Origin of the sequence: Ideonella margarita, from assembly GCF_038066635.1 — a bacterium.
Lineage (GTDB): Bacteria > Pseudomonadota > Gammaproteobacteria > Burkholderiales > Burkholderiaceae_C > Ideonella > Ideonella margarita.
Genome location: NZ_JBBUTI010000006.1, coordinates 246,488 through 259,051 on the forward strand (window position 1 = coordinate 246,488; position 12,564 = coordinate 259,051).

General features: G+C 68.6%; 13 protein-coding genes. 9 read left to right on the top strand and 4 right to left on the bottom strand.

The window, feature by feature from the left end; all coding sequences use genetic code 11:
- The first annotated feature begins 72 nt into the window (after nt 1-72).
- Nucleotides 73-1,653: a thioredoxin family protein gene (locus AACH00_RS10435; RefSeq protein ID WP_341399063.1), complete on the top strand. Its 1,581-nt coding sequence runs from the start codon at nt 73-75 to the stop codon at nt 1,651-1,653.
- 1 nt (nt 1,654) lies between these two features.
- Here the strand turns inward: AACH00_RS10435 and gstA are convergent, their stop codons facing one another.
- On the bottom strand, nt 1,655-2,263 hold the full coding sequence (gene gstA / locus AACH00_RS10440) for a glutathione transferase GstA (RefSeq protein WP_341399064.1): 609 nt from the start codon (nt 2,261-2,263) through the stop codon (nt 1,655-1,657).
- A 119-nt stretch (nt 2,264-2,382) separates the two neighbouring features.
- Between gstA and AACH00_RS10445 the strand changes: the two genes are divergently transcribed.
- The 4 genes from AACH00_RS10445 to AACH00_RS10460 all read left to right on the top strand — a co-directional run bounded on the left by AACH00_RS10445 (nt 2,383) and on the right by AACH00_RS10460 (nt 6,449).
- A complete protein-coding gene (locus AACH00_RS10445; RefSeq protein ID WP_341399065.1) occupies nt 2,383-2,748 on the top strand; it encodes a glutaredoxin in 366 nt (121 codons plus the stop codon).
- A 142-nt stretch (nt 2,749-2,890) separates the two neighbouring features.
- Nucleotides 2,891-4,462 carry an alpha/beta fold hydrolase gene (locus AACH00_RS10450; protein ID WP_341399066.1) on the top strand — a complete coding sequence of 524 codons (1,572 nt, stop codon included), beginning with the start codon at nt 2,891-2,893 and terminating at the stop codon, nt 4,460-4,462.
- Entirely contained in the window at nt 4,459-5,289 is an 831-nt protein-coding gene (locus tag AACH00_RS10455) for an ABC transporter ATP-binding protein (RefSeq protein ID WP_341399067.1), read from the top strand. The genes AACH00_RS10450 and AACH00_RS10455 overlap by 4 nt, the downstream gene beginning before the upstream one ends.
- A complete protein-coding gene (locus AACH00_RS10460; protein ID WP_341399068.1) occupies nt 5,286-6,449 on the top strand; it encodes an ABC transporter permease in 1,164 nt (387 codons plus the stop codon). Before AACH00_RS10455 ends, AACH00_RS10460 begins: the two co-directional genes overlap by 4 nt.
- A gap of 66 nt (nt 6,450-6,515) precedes the next feature.
- Here AACH00_RS10460 and AACH00_RS10465 read toward each other — a convergent pair whose 3' ends face one another.
- Nucleotides 6,516-6,809, bottom strand: coding sequence for a hypothetical protein (locus AACH00_RS10465; RefSeq protein ID WP_341399069.1), 294 nt, complete (start codon nt 6,807-6,809; stop codon nt 6,516-6,518).
- 230 nt (nt 6,810-7,039) lie between these two features.
- On the opposite strand from AACH00_RS10465, the gene AACH00_RS10470 reads away from it, so the two are divergent.
- The 4 genes from AACH00_RS10470 (at nt 7,040) to AACH00_RS10485 (ending at nt 11,551) form a co-directional block, all read left to right on the top strand.
- Nucleotides 7,040-7,753 (top strand): helix-turn-helix transcriptional regulator, encoded by a 714-nt coding sequence (locus tag AACH00_RS10470; RefSeq protein WP_341399070.1) that lies wholly within the window; start codon nt 7,040-7,042, stop codon nt 7,751-7,753.
- Between the two features lie 92 nt (nt 7,754-7,845).
- On the top strand, nt 7,846-8,004 hold the full coding sequence (locus AACH00_RS10475) for a hypothetical protein (protein ID WP_341399071.1): 159 nt from the start codon (nt 7,846-7,848) through the stop codon (nt 8,002-8,004).
- 93 nt (nt 8,005-8,097) lie between these two features.
- Nucleotides 8,098-9,312: an HlyD family secretion protein gene (locus AACH00_RS10480; protein ID WP_341399072.1), complete on the top strand. Its 1,215-nt coding sequence runs from the start codon at nt 8,098-8,100 to the stop codon at nt 9,310-9,312.
- A gap of 40 nt (nt 9,313-9,352) precedes the next feature.
- Complete coding sequence (locus AACH00_RS10485) at nt 9,353-11,551, top strand: peptidase domain-containing ABC transporter (RefSeq protein ID WP_341399073.1); 2,199 nt, start codon at nt 9,353-9,355, stop codon at nt 11,549-11,551.
- Between the two features lie 12 nt (nt 11,552-11,563).
- Here the strand turns inward: AACH00_RS10485 and AACH00_RS10490 are convergent, their stop codons facing one another.
- Together AACH00_RS10490 and AACH00_RS10495 are read right to left on the bottom strand one after the other, a co-directional pair.
- Nucleotides 11,564-11,758 carry a YgaP family membrane protein gene (locus tag AACH00_RS10490; RefSeq protein WP_341399074.1) on the bottom strand — a complete coding sequence of 65 codons (195 nt, stop codon included), beginning with the start codon at nt 11,756-11,758 and terminating at the stop codon, nt 11,564-11,566.
- 100 nt (nt 11,759-11,858) lie between these two features.
- On the bottom strand, nt 11,859-12,518 hold the full coding sequence (locus AACH00_RS10495) for a Crp/Fnr family transcriptional regulator (protein WP_341399075.1): 660 nt from the start codon (nt 12,516-12,518) through the stop codon (nt 11,859-11,861).
- Nucleotides 12,519-12,564: the final 46 nt, after the last annotated feature.

The window sequence follows — 12,564 nt, forward strand, 5'->3', positions numbered from 1 at the left end:
CGGTGCGCCTCAGACGTTGCTGCCACAAGCTGCCGCGTCTGCGCCCCGGTCTGCATCTGGAGTTGAAAACCCATGAGCCGGTCTGCTGTCTTGTCTTTGCCTGTCTCCGTGCTGCGCGCCACGGCCCTCTGCGCCGTGCTGGCCTTGTCCGGCCCGGCCGTCTCCCTGGCCGCCTACAACCCGCCGTCGCACAATGTGGCCTGGCAGCCGGCCGCAGCCGATGCCGACATCGACAAGGCCTTCGCCCAGGGCAAGGCCGAGAAGAAGCCCGTGCTGGTGTACTGGGGCGCGGCCTGGTGCCCGCCGTGCAACCAGCTCAAGGCCACGCTGTTCAACCGCCAGGATTTCGCTGAACGCTCAAAGAGCTTCGTGGCGGTGCACATCGACGGTGATGCCCCCGGTGCCCAGAAGCTGGGCAGCCGCTTCAAGGTGCGCGGCTACCCGACGGTGATCCTGTTCAACCCCGAAGGCCAGGAAATCACCCGTCTGCCGGGCGAGGTGGACGCGCCGCAGGTGATGAACGTGCTGCAGATGGGCTTGTCTGGTGGCCGGCCGATCAAGGCCGTGCTGGCCGATGCCCGTGCCGGCAAGCCGCTGCCGGCGAACGAGTGGCGCCTGCTGGCGTTCTACTCCTGGGACACCGACGAAGCGCAGCTGGTGCCGGCCGCCGAGCGCCCGGGCCTGCTGGCCCAGCTGGCTGCCGCAGCACCTGCCGCCGAGGTTGAAACCAGCACCCGCCTGCTGCTGAAGTCGCTGGCTGAAACCGACGCTGGCAAGCCCGCGGCCGTGTCGGCGGCCCAGCGTGAGCGCGTGCTCAAGGTGGTGGCCGACGCCGCAGCCAGCCGCACGCAGATGGACGTCATCGTCAACTACGCGCCCGACCTCGTCAGCGCGCTGGCGCCGCAGGCCGGCCCCGATCGCAAGTCCACCGCCGCGGCCGTGGATACCGCGCTGCAGCGCCTGCAGGCCGACACCACGCTGTCGCGCAGTGACCGCCTGTCTGCGCTGATCGCACGGGTGGGGGTGGCGCGCCTCGATCAGCCGAAAGACACGCTGAAGCCGCAGCTGCCCGATGCCTTGGTCAAGCAGGTGCGCGACATGGCCGCGACGCTGGACCGCGAGATCACCGACGGCTATGAGCGCCAGGCCGTCATCACCTCGGCGGCGTACGCACTCGGCCAGGCCGGCTTGTGGAAGGAGAGCGACGCGCTGCTCAAGGCGAATCTGGCCAAGAGCCACTCGCCGTACTACCTGATGAGCCAGCTGGGCGGCAACGCCAAGAAGCAGGGCCGCAAGGACGACGCGCTGGCCTGGTATGCACAAGCCTTTGCCAAGAGCGAAGGCCCGGCCACGCGCCTGCAGTGGGGCTCAAGCTACTTCACGGCGCTGATCGAGCTGTCGCCGAAGGATGCCGCCACCATCGAGAAGGTGGCCGCGCAGCTGTTCACCGAAGCCGGCAACCAGCAGGGCGCCTTCTATGAGCGCAGCGCGCGGTCCTTGCAGAAGGTCGGCACCCAGCTGGGCCAGTGGAACAAGGGTGGCCAGCACCAGGCGGTGGTTGACCGCCTGAAGGCCCAGCTCGCCCCGGTCTGCGGCAAGCTGCCCGTCGCCGATGGCCAGAAGGCCACCTGCGACGGCTTGATCAAGGCCTGAGTTACTTCAGCAGGCCTTCGGCTTTGAGGGCCGCCTGCACGGCGGGCCGCGCAGCGACGCGGCCCATGTAGGCGCCCAGGTTCGCCAGGCTGCTGATGTCCACGCCCACGTACTTGCCCCAGCCCGCCACGGTGAACAGGTAGCCGTCGGCGACGGTGAAGGTGTCACCGGTCAGCCAGGTCTTGCCGGCCAGCTGGCCGTCCACCCAGCTCAGCTGCTTCATCAGCGCGGCGCGGGCCTTCACCTGCGTGTCCTCGGCGGTGCCGGGGGTGAACAGTGGCGAGAAGCCCTTGTGCAGCTCGCTGGTGATGAAGTTCAGCCACTCCATCAGGTGGTAGCGCGCCAGGGTGCCGGCGGCCGGGGCCAGGCCGGTGGCGGGCGCCTGATCGGCGATGTACTGGACGATGGCCGGGCCTTCGGTCAGGCGCTCGCCGCTGTCGAGTTCCAGCAGGGGCACCTGGCCGCGCGGGTTGATGGCCAGGAAGTCGCTGCCGTCAGCCAGCTTCTTGGTCTTCAGGTTGGTGATGTGCAGATCAAACGCCAGGCCGGCTTCGCGCAGCGCGATGTGCGGCGAGAGGGAACAGGCGCCGGGGCTGTAATACAACTTCATGCGGGTCTCCATGTGTTGGAATGCTCGGGCTGCCATGCTGCCAGCCTTTGGGCCGGCTTGCATGCGCCGGTGTTGAACCCTGCTTCCGCTGTTTTTGAATGCCTTTTGAAGGACTGCCCATGCCACGCGCCGTGCTGGATGAACAACGTATCCACCCCGCCATCCGCAGCGTGGTGGCCGGCCACCATGCCGACGCCATCGCCGAGGTGGAAGCGGCCGTTGCGGCCCACCCGGTGGTGGTGCTGGGCATGGCCGGCAACCCATGGCCGAAGAAGGCCCGGGCGGCGCTTGACCGGCTCGGCATCGCGCACCACGACATCAACCACGGGAGCTACGTCAGTGGCTGGCGCCGTCGCAACGCGGTGAAGATGTGGTGCGGCTGGCCGACCTTCCCGATCATCTTCGTGCGCGGCCAGATGGTCGGCGGTGCGCAAGACCTGCAGCGCCTGATCGACAGCGGTGAGCTGAAGCGCTTGCTGGGCTGAGCGGCAAGCGCGTTGCAGGCGGTGGGGTGGGTATCGGGGCCGCCTCCGCCAGTCATGCCTGTTTTCTGCCGTTCATGCGGTGCGGCCTGCCGTTCGCCCATGGGGTGTGCCGCCGGTGCCCGGCGCCACCACAATGGCCGGCATGAGAACCTCATTCCGTTCCAACACCCGCCCCACAGCCTGGTCCGCCAGCTGGGGTCTGAGCCTGGTCATCGTGCTGCTGGCCAATCTCTCGCCATCGTCCTCACGGGCCGCAGCAGATACCGTGGGTGCCAGCCCGCCCCGGCTTGAACTCTCGGCCTGTCGCCTCAAGGGCGTGGCGCATGAAGCCCGCTGCGGCGTGCTCAAGCGCCCGTTGAACCCGGCTGAGCCGGCGGGCGCGCAGATTGATGTGCATGTGGCCGTGCTGCCCGCCCTGGCGCGCAACAAGCTGCCCGATCCGGTGCTGATGTTTGCCGGCGGCCCGGGGCAAAGCGCCATCGAGCTGGCCGGCCCGATCAGCCAGCAGCTGGGTCGTTTCCTGAACCGCCGCGATCTGGTGTTGATCGACCAGCGCGGCACGGGCCAGAGTGCCCCGCTGCGCTGCGAGGACGCCGAATCCACCCGCAGCAGCCGCCTGCAGGACATGCTCGACCCCAACGCCGAAGACCGCCGCACCCTGGCCTGCCTGACGCGGCTGAAGGCGCTGCCTTACGGCGACCTGCGCTACTTCACCACCACCATCGCGATGCAGGACGTGGAAGCGGTGCGGCTGGCGCTGGGCCTGGGGCCGATCAACGCGATCGGCGGCTCGTACGGCACGCGGGCGGTGCTGGAGTACCAGCGCCAGTTCCCTGACAGCGTGCGCCGCGCGGTGATCGACGGTGTGGCCCCGCCCGACATGGTGCTGATGCGCTCGATGTCCACTGACGTGCAAGCCGCGTTCGATGCGCTGCTGGCGAGTTGCGCGCAATCGCCCGACTGCCAGCGACGCTACCCGGACCTGGCCGGCCAATGGCGCAAGCTGCTGGCCAGCCTGCCGCGCGAGGTGACACTGGAGCATCCGATCACCGGCCAGCCGGAGCGGGTCACGCTGACGCGCGACGCGGTCATCACCTTGATCCGCACGCCGCTGTATGCGCCGATGCTGGCGGCCGCACTGCCGCTGGCCATCAGCGAGGCAGCCAACGGCCGCTTCATGCCGCTGCTGGGCCTGGGGCTGGGCAGCATCGGCGGTGGGCGGGGCATGGGCTTGTCCACCGGCATGCACTTCTCGGTGGTGTGTGCCGAAGACATGCCGCGCCTGGCCACGGCCACGGATGTGCCCGGCGGTGACGTGGGCCAGGGCAATGAAAACATGTACCGGCGTGTGTGCTCGCACTGGCCGCAGGGCGCGGTGCCGCCGGCGTTTTACAGCGTGCCTGCAGCGCGCCATCCGGTGCTGCTGCTGAGCGGCAGCCTCGACCCCGTGACGCCCCCGCGCCATGCCCAGCGCGTGGCCGGTTTGCTCGGCCCGCAGGCCGCGCAGGTGGTGGTGCCCAACGTGGGCCACGGCGTGATGGGCCTGGGCTGCGTGCGCGATGTGGTGTACCGATTTGTCGACCAGCCGAACCCCGCCAAGGCGCTGGCTGACGTGAAGACCGATGCGGCCTGTGCCGCCAATCTGCCTCGCCCGCCGGCCTTCGTGCCGGTGGGGGCAGCAACGGCCGTGACCGCCGGGGAGGGCGCCAAGTGATTGATGTTCAGGATCTGCGCAAGAGCTTTGTTCAAGGCAGCGGGCGCCGCAAACAGACGGTGCTGGCCGTGGACGGTGTGAACTGGCGTGCCGAGGATGGCCGCATCACCGGCCTGCTGGGGCCGAACGGCGCCGGCAAGACCACCACGCTGCGCATGGTGGCCGGCCTGATCGAGCCCGATGGCGGCACCGTGGTGGTCGACGGCATCGATGTGGCCAGCCAGCCGCGCGCGGCGCTGGCCCGCATGGGCGTGCTGTCTGATGCCCGAGGCCTCTACCCCCGGCTGACCGCGCGTGAGAACGTGGTCTATTACGGCCGCCTGCACGGCATGAGCGGGGCTGACGCGAACCGGCGTTGCATTGAGCTGGCCGGTCTGCTCGACATGCAGGGCCTGCTGGACCGCCGCACCGACGGCTTCAGCCAGGGCGAACGCATGAAGACCGCGCTGGCACGGGCGCTGGTGCACAACCCGCCGAACATCGTGCTTGATGAGCCCACCAACGGGCTGGACGTGCTGGCCACCCGCGCCCTGCGCGACACCCTGCGCCGGCTGCGCGACGAGACCGGCAAGTGCATCGTCTTCTCGAGCCACATCATGCAGGAGGTGGAACGCCTGTGTGACCACGTCGTGGTGGTGGCCCATGGCCGCACGGTGGCGAGCGGCACGGTGCCGGGCCTGCTGGCGCAGACCGGGCAGACCGATTTTGAAGAGGCCTTTGTCAGCCTGGCTTTCGGGGCTGGGGCGGCTTCGAGCCATGGTGTGGCCAACAGCACGGACAACCGCATGGGCACGCACGCTGCGTCGGCCCTGAAGGAGCAGGCATGAACATCGGATGGCAAGTGTTCCTGAAGGAACTCAAGGACGCCCTGCGTGACCGGCGCACCCTGATGGCCGTGCTGATGAGCTCGGTGATGATGGGCCCGCTGATGCTGTTCGCGCTGTCGACGCTGGTCGAAGGCATGGAGAAGCGGGCCGAGGCGCGCGAGGTGTTCGTGGCGGGCATCGACCACGCACCGGGCCTGCGCAACTACCTGGAGCGCCAGACCTGGAAGGTGCTGCCCGCGCCGACGGACTACGAGCGGGCGCTGGAGCGCAGCCAGCTGGGCGATCCGGTTCTGGTGGTGGCCAAGAACTTCGAGGCGGACCTGGTGGCCGGCGAGCGGCCGCTGCTGGAGATCGTCACCTCGAGTGCCAACCAGCGCGCCGATGGTGCGGCGGGTCGGCTGGAGGACCTGGTGCAGGGTTATGCCCGCGAGCAGGCCGGCTTGCGCCTGATGGTGCGCGGCGTGGCGCCGATGCTGCTGCAGCCGATGCAGGTGGAGCGGCGTGACCTGGCCAACCCGGCGGCCCGCGCTGCCCGTCTGACCGGCATGCTGCCCTTCTTCGTGCTGATGGCGGTGCTGTACGGCGCGCTGAATGCGGCGCTCGACACGACGGCCGGTGAGCGCGAGCGAGGCTCGCTGGAGCCGCTGTTGATGAACCCGGCCACACGCCTGTCGCTGGTGGTGGGCAAGTGGGGCGCGGTGGCGGCGGTGGGCATGCTGGTGGCAATCCTGTCGTCGCTGAGCTTCCTGCCCAGCCAGATGCTGTTCAAGAGCGAGCAGCTGGCGGCGCTGTTCCGCTACGACTGGCCGGAGGCGCTGGCCTTCCTGGGCCTGCTGCTGCCGCTGGCCGGGGCCCTGGCCGCGGTGCTGATGGCCATCGCCATCCGCTGCAAGACCTTCAAGGAAGCCCAGGCCAGCAGCACGGTGGTGGTGCTCGTGGTGTCGCTGTTGCCGATGCTCACGCTGTTCAACCAGGACGGCGAAAAGCCGTGGCATTTGTGGGTGCCAGCGCTGGCGCAATCGACGCTGATGTCGCGCGTGCTGAAGGGCGAGTTCATCAGCACCACCGACATGCTGGTGCCGGCCGCGGCCTGCGCGGTGCTGGCTGCGGTTTGCGTGGTCTACATCGCCCGGCAGTTCCAGACAACGGCCGTGCGTTGATGGTGGCGCGGGGCGCCCGGGAGGGCGGCCCCGTGTTGCTGAGTGGTGGCCTGACGCCGTGCGCGTTCAGGCCCGTTTCAAGGCTTGCCAGACGGCATCCTGCCAAGGCAGTGCCCGCACCAGCCGGCTGAAGTGCAGCGCGGATTCCCGCGGTGTCAGCACCTCGCCCTGGTCGCTCACCAGCCGCAGATTGGTGACCACGCACATGGGGTCGGCCATGGCCAGCACCCCTTGGTCAATCTGCACCCAATCCCAGGCCAGGCCGGCATCGGTGTGGCCGCTGCATTCGCCCCAGATCGTCTGCCCGGTGGAGGGGTGCGAGCGATCGCCGAAGGTGGTGATGCGCGTACCCAGATGCACAAACCGCAATTGTTCGCGGGCGTTTGCCTGACAGAATACGGCAGGCCACGAATACAAGGACCAGGGAGGTGGCATGGTCATGTCCTGGACGTGCTGCAAGATGGAGTTCTTTGTCGTCTGCATGACCTGAAGTCTGGAGAGTGCAACTTGCGTCTGCTAGCTGTAAGACCTGTCAGGGCGCCTCGTTTGGCGCCTGCGGGGGTGCGGGTGTTGAGACAGGGGGTGTGTGCATGCTGAGCGGCAGTTATCTGTCGGTCATGGAAGCGCAGACCCAGGAGCAGTTCCGTGACCGCATCGTGCGGTTCGCCCAGGAGCTGGGCTTCGACTATGTCTCTGCCATGACGGTGGTGGACCACTCCTTGTCGCACTCGGAGTTCATCAATGTCGACAACATGCCACAGGCGATGGTGGATGCTGCGGCGTCGGCCACCACCTACCGGCGTGACCCGGTGATGCAGCACTGCAAGCGCGGCACCGTGCCCATCATCTGGGACCAGACCACCTATGTGAACCGCGGTGTGGCGGACCTCTGGGAAAACCTGGCCGAGCACGGCTACCGCACCGGCATTGCCCTGGCCATGCACTTCCCGGAAGGGCGGCATTTCATGATGGGGGTGGACCGCTCTGAAAGCCTGCCCGGCAATGCGACGGACCTGACGCGCATGGTGGCCGACCTGCAGTTGTTTGCTGTGCATGCGCAGGACGCCGCGCTGCGCTTGTTTGTGCCGGTGGACATGCAGATGGAGCGCCCGAAATTGACGCCCCGCGAGCTGGAAGCGCTGCGCTGGACCATGGAAGGCAAGACGGCCTGGGAGGTTGGCAGCATCCTCGGCATCAGCGAGCGCACGGCGGTGCTGCACATCCAGAATGCCATGCACAAGCTGGACGCCATCAACAAGCACCAGGCGGTGCTGAAGGCCCTGCGGCTGGGGTTGATCCACTGACCCTGTAAGAGTTGACAGTGTCGTGATCGGGAGTGGCTTGGTTCAATGACGCCATGCGCTGGAACAGCGCTTCAACGTTTCGGAGAACCACCATGACCCAGTCCCTGATTGCCCTGATCCGCCGTGTTTTTGTCGCTTCGTCGCAGCCTGCTGCCGTGCCTGCCGGCAAGGTGCACCGCGAGCTGAGCGTCGAGGAACTCCGCAGTGTGTCGGGTGCCGGTGACGTGAGCTCGCCGGGCCGCGGCTGGTAAGTCGTCCGAGCTGTTGTCGACAAGCGCGTGCCGCTGTTTCGACCTGAATCCCTCCACAACCGGCAACAGGCCTGGCTTGGCAGCATCCATGTGATGCAGCCCTTGGGCCTGCGCGGGTTGATGTTCGGGGTGCTCGCTGCGCTGGTCGCGGTCAGCACCCTGCTTTTTTTGGGTGAAGCCAGTCGCAAGTCGCGCCTGAGCGGCGTGCTGGTGCCGGACCGCGGCCTGATGCGCGTGGTGTCGCCGCAGCCGGGCACCGTGCTGGCTGCCGCCGTGCAGGAAGGGCAGGTGGTGCGGGCCGGTGATGTGCTGTTCACCGTGCAGCTGGCGGCCGCGCAGTTGAGCCAGCAGGCCCAGGCCGGCTTGCAGCAAACCTTCGACCACCGCAGTGACAGCTTGGCGCTGGCGGCCCGCCATGCAGCCGCCTTGAGTGCCGAGCGCCTGCGTGGGCTGGGGGAGCGCGTGGAGGCGCTCAAGCGCGAGCTGCAGCAGACGGACGCGCAGGCGGCACTGCAGCAGCAGCGCCTGGCGCTGGCTGAAAAGGCCCAGGCCCGGCTGGAAGCACTGAACAGCGAGCAATTCATTTCGTCTGCCCAGGTGCAGGCCAAGGCCGAGGAGGTGCTGGCGCTGAGGGCAGAAGCCGCGGCCGTGGCCCGCCAGCGGCAGACGCTGATGCGTGAGCTGGGCGCGCTGGAAGCGGAGCGTCGGGAGGCGCCGCTGGAGACCGCCCAGAAGCAGGGCGAGCTGGCCCGTGAGCAGGCCGAGATCGCCGAAGCGGCGGCCCGTGCCGACGCGGCCAGTGCACAGACCCAGATCGTGCTGCGCGCGCCGGTGGACGGCACGGTGACCGCCGTGCATGTGCTGCCCGGCCAGGCGGTGGGCACCGAGGTGGCGCTGGCCAGCGTGGTGCCGCAGGGCGCCGTGTTGCAGGCGCACCTCTACGCACCGAGCAGCGCGCTGGGCTTCCTGCAGGTGTCGCAGGCAGTGCAGATGCGTCTGCAGGCCTATCCGTACCAGCAGTTCGGCTTGCAGCCGGGGCGGGTGCTCAGCGTGGCACAGGCGCCGGTGCAGGCCGCTGAGCTGGCCACGGTGCCGCTGGCGGTGCGGCCTGTGGCGCAGGAGCCGGTGTACCGGGTGACGGTGGCGCTGGAGCCCGCGGACCTTTTGGTGCGCCAGGCGGCAGGCCCGCAGCCCATTCCGCGTCGCCTGCTGCCCGGCATGCAGCTGGAGGCCGACGTGGTGCTGGAGTCGCGTCGCCTGGGTGCCTGGTTGTTTGAGCCTCTGCTGGGTTTGGCGCGCCGTGGTTAGTGGGTTGAACGAGCAGGGCTCAGACGTGGACGGCGACAGCATGCGTGACGCCGCCGCCTCGTCGCTCGGTTGGCTGCAACGGCTGGGGCAGCGGCGTGGCCGGGTGCCGCTGGTGCTGCAGTCAGAAGCCGCTGAGTGCGGCCTGGCCTGCCTGGCGATGGTGGCCGGCGCGCACGGCCTGGACACCGATCTGCAGACCCTGCGTCAGCGCTTCCAGTTGTCGCTGAAGGGCGCCACGGCGGCGGATGTGTCGGAGATGGGCTCTGCGCTGGGCTTGGCGCCGCGCGCCTTGCGTTGCGAGCTGGCTGATCTGGACAAGCTGCATCTGCCCTGCGTGCTGCACTGGAACCTGAACCACTTCGTGGTGCTGGTGGCGGTGCGGCGCGGTGTGCTGACGCTGCACGACCCGGCGCGCGGTGTGCGCCACATGTCGGTGGCGGCGGCTTCGCCGCACTTCACCGGCGTGGTGCTGGAGTTCACCCCGACAGCGTCCTTCCAGCCCCGCCGCGACCGCCAGCCGGTGCGCCTGCGGCAGCTGCTGGGGCCGGTGCACGGCCTCAAGCGGGCCTTGGGGCAGGTGTTGTTCCTGGCGCTGGCGCTGGAGTTTTTCGTGATGCTGTCGCCCCTGCTGCTGCAGCAGGTGGTGGATGGCGTACTGGTAACCGGCCAAAGTGAGTTTATGCTCACTCTCGGTATTGGCTTTGGTGGGCTGGTGCTGTTCCAGGTGCTGGCCGCGGGCGCACGCTCATGGGCGCTGATGTATCTGTCGTCCAGCCTGAAGCTGCAGTGGCTGGGCCAGGTGTTTTCTCACCTGCTGACATTGCCGCTGGCCTGGTTCGAGCGGCGCCAGACGGGCGATGTGTGGTCGCGGTTTGCGGCGGTGCATGAGATTCAGGACAAGCTCACCACCCAGTTCGCCGAAGGGCTGATCGACGGCGTGATGGTGCTGTTCTGCCTCGGCCTGATGTGGCTGATCAGCCCGCTGCTGAGTGCCGTGGCCCTGGCCGCCGTGCTGCTGTACGCGCTGGTGCGTTGGGCCTTGGCGGGGCCGATGCGCGAGGCCACCGAAGAAGCGCTGGTGCACGACGCGAAGAAGTCGACGCACTTCCTGGAGAGCCTGCGCGGTGTGTCGGCCATCAAATTGTTCAATGCCCAGGCGCAGCGCCAGTCCCGCTTCATGAACCTGGTGGTGGACGCCATGAACGCCGACCTGACGCTGCGCCGGCTGGAGTTGCGCCTGGCACTGGCGCACCGCGGCCTGTTCGGGCTGGAGCGGGTGGCGGTGGTGTGGCTGGGTGCGCTGGCGGTGCTCGACGGCGGTTTGTCGACCGGCTTGCTTTTCGCCTTCCTGGCGTACCAGGAGCAGTTCGCCACCCGCACCAGTGCCTTGATCGACAAGCTGGGTGAGCTGCGTTTGCTGAAGGTGCAGGCCGATCGTCTGGCCGACATCGTGCTCACCGCGCCCGAGCACGATGGCAGCGTGCTGGCGCGCCCGCCAAAAGCGGCTGATTGCGAAGGTCGGCTGGAGCTGCGCGATGTGCACTTCGCCTACAGCGATCTGGAGCCCGAGGTGCTGCGCGGCGTGAGCCTGTGCATCGAGCCCGGTGACAGCGTGGCGATCGTCGGGCCGTCGGGCTGCGGCAAGACCACCTTGCTCAAGCTGCTGCTGGGCGTGCATGTGCCCACGGCGGGGGAGGTGTGCATGGACGGCCGGCCGCTGGCGCATTGGGGCCTGCGGCCCTGGCGCGAGGCGCTGGGCGCCGTGCTGCAGGAGGAGCCGCTGTTCGCCGGTTCCATCGCCGACAACATCGCCTTCTTCACGCCCGAGACCGACATGGACTGGGTGCGCACCTGTGCCCGGATGGCGTCGGTGCTCGACGACATCGAGGCGATGCCGATGGGCTTTCACACCCTGGTGGGCGACATGGGAGCGGCGCTGTCGGGCGGGCAGAAGCAGCGCATCCTGCTGGCGCGGGCCTTGTACCGGCGCCCGCGCGTGTTGCTGCTCGATGAGGCCACCAGTGCGCTGGATGTGGACCGTGAACGGCTGGTGAACCGCGCCGTGCAGCAACTGCAGCTGACGCGGATCATCGTCGCCCACCGGCCCGACACCGTGGCCAGCGCTGACCGCGTCATCGTGCTCAGCGAAGGGCGGGTGGTGCAGGACTTCCGGCGCGTGCCGGGTGTGGGCGCGGAGGCGGGTGCCGAGCCCGGCGCTGTGTCCGGCGCTGCGGCTTGAGCTGAGCGCCGCTCAGTCCTTGGTGATGGGGCAGCTGGAATAGCCCAGCATCGGGTAGAGCGGGCAGAAGCGGGTCAGGCCGGTGGCCAGTGGCACGAGGCCGATCCAGCCCCAGGCGCCGATCGTGCCGGTGACGGCGAGGACGATCAGCACGAGGCCGAGGGTGATGCGGGCAATGCGGTCGATGCCGCCAACGTTGGAAATCATGCTGGGCTCCTGGGTGTTTGGGTGTTCGGTTGAGAGGGCGCCACGGGATGACGCTTGAGCACACTGTGCGCCCGGCGCGGGGCCTTGTCTGTGACCGGGGTCACTCAGTCGATTCACCGGCCGCCACGCGCCGCAGGGCGGCGGGCTCCAGCACCTCGATCTGTTCGCGGCCCAGGCGCAGCCAGCCGGCGCGCTCGAACCTTCGCAGCAGGCGGGTGATGATTTCGCGCACCGTTCCCAGCTCATCCGCCAGGGCCTGGTGGGTGTGGTGCAGCGTGCTGCCGTGGCCAAGCAGGGCGGCAGCCAGCCGCTGATCGAGGCGCTGGAAGGCGACGGCTTCGGCGAGCGCCATCAGGTCGGTCAAGCGCTCAGCGAACACACCCAGCGCAAACTGGCGGAAGGTCGCATCGGCCAGCCAGCGCTCGAAGCCGGTCGGGGAAAGCACCAGCATGCGGGTGTCGCAGGTGGTGTGGCCGTGCGCTGCCAGCGGGGCATGGCCGAACAGGCTGGCGGTGGAGGCCACGCAGATTTCCCCGGGCACCACGCGGTAGAGCTCCAGCTGCCGCCCTCCGGGCGCACCGCGTGCCACGCGCACTTCACCGCTGAGCAGCAGCGGAAAGCCCTGGCAGGGCTGGTGGGCCTCGAACAGGCTGGTGTGCGCAGGCACGTCCATGGGTGTGGCGTGATGGGTCAGCACCTCGTCGCGCAGCTGGGCTGGCAAGGTGGCGATGCTGGGGTAGAGCTGGTGGAGTTCGGTCATCGGGTGTGCGGGAAAGGGCTATGGCCACGATGCATCGAAATGATCC

Excerpts from the sequence above, each read along its gene's own strand:
- AACH00_RS10460 (WP_341399068.1), top strand. The coding sequence starts at position 5,286 with ATGAACATCGGATGGCAAGTGTTCCTGAAGGAACTCAAGGACGCCCTG.
- AACH00_RS10480 (WP_341399072.1), top strand. The coding sequence starts at position 8,098 with ATGCAGCCCTTGGGCCTGCGCGGGTTGATGTTCGGGGTGCTCGCTGCG.
- AACH00_RS10490 (WP_341399074.1), bottom strand. The coding sequence starts at position 11,758 with ATGATTTCCAACGTTGGCGGCATCGACCGCATTGCCCGCATCACCCTC.
- AACH00_RS10435 (WP_341399063.1), top strand. The coding sequence starts at position 73 with ATGAGCCGGTCTGCTGTCTTGTCTTTGCCTGTCTCCGTGCTGCGCGCC.
- AACH00_RS10450 (WP_341399066.1), top strand. The coding sequence starts at position 2,891 with ATGAGAACCTCATTCCGTTCCAACACCCGCCCCACAGCCTGGTCCGCC.
- gstA (WP_341399064.1), bottom strand. The coding sequence starts at position 2,263 with ATGAAGTTGTATTACAGCCCCGGCGCCTGTTCCCTCTCGCCGCACATC.
- AACH00_RS10485 (WP_341399073.1), top strand. The coding sequence starts at position 9,353 with ATGCGTGACGCCGCCGCCTCGTCGCTCGGTTGGCTGCAACGGCTGGGG.
- AACH00_RS10470 (WP_341399070.1), top strand. The coding sequence starts at position 7,040 with ATGCTGAGCGGCAGTTATCTGTCGGTCATGGAAGCGCAGACCCAGGAG.
- AACH00_RS10495 (WP_341399075.1), bottom strand. The coding sequence starts at position 12,518 with ATGACCGAACTCCACCAGCTCTACCCCAGCATCGCCACCTTGCCAGCC.
- AACH00_RS10445 (WP_341399065.1), top strand. The coding sequence starts at position 2,383 with ATGCCACGCGCCGTGCTGGATGAACAACGTATCCACCCCGCCATCCGC.
- AACH00_RS10475 (WP_341399071.1), top strand. The coding sequence starts at position 7,846 with ATGACCCAGTCCCTGATTGCCCTGATCCGCCGTGTTTTTGTCGCTTCG.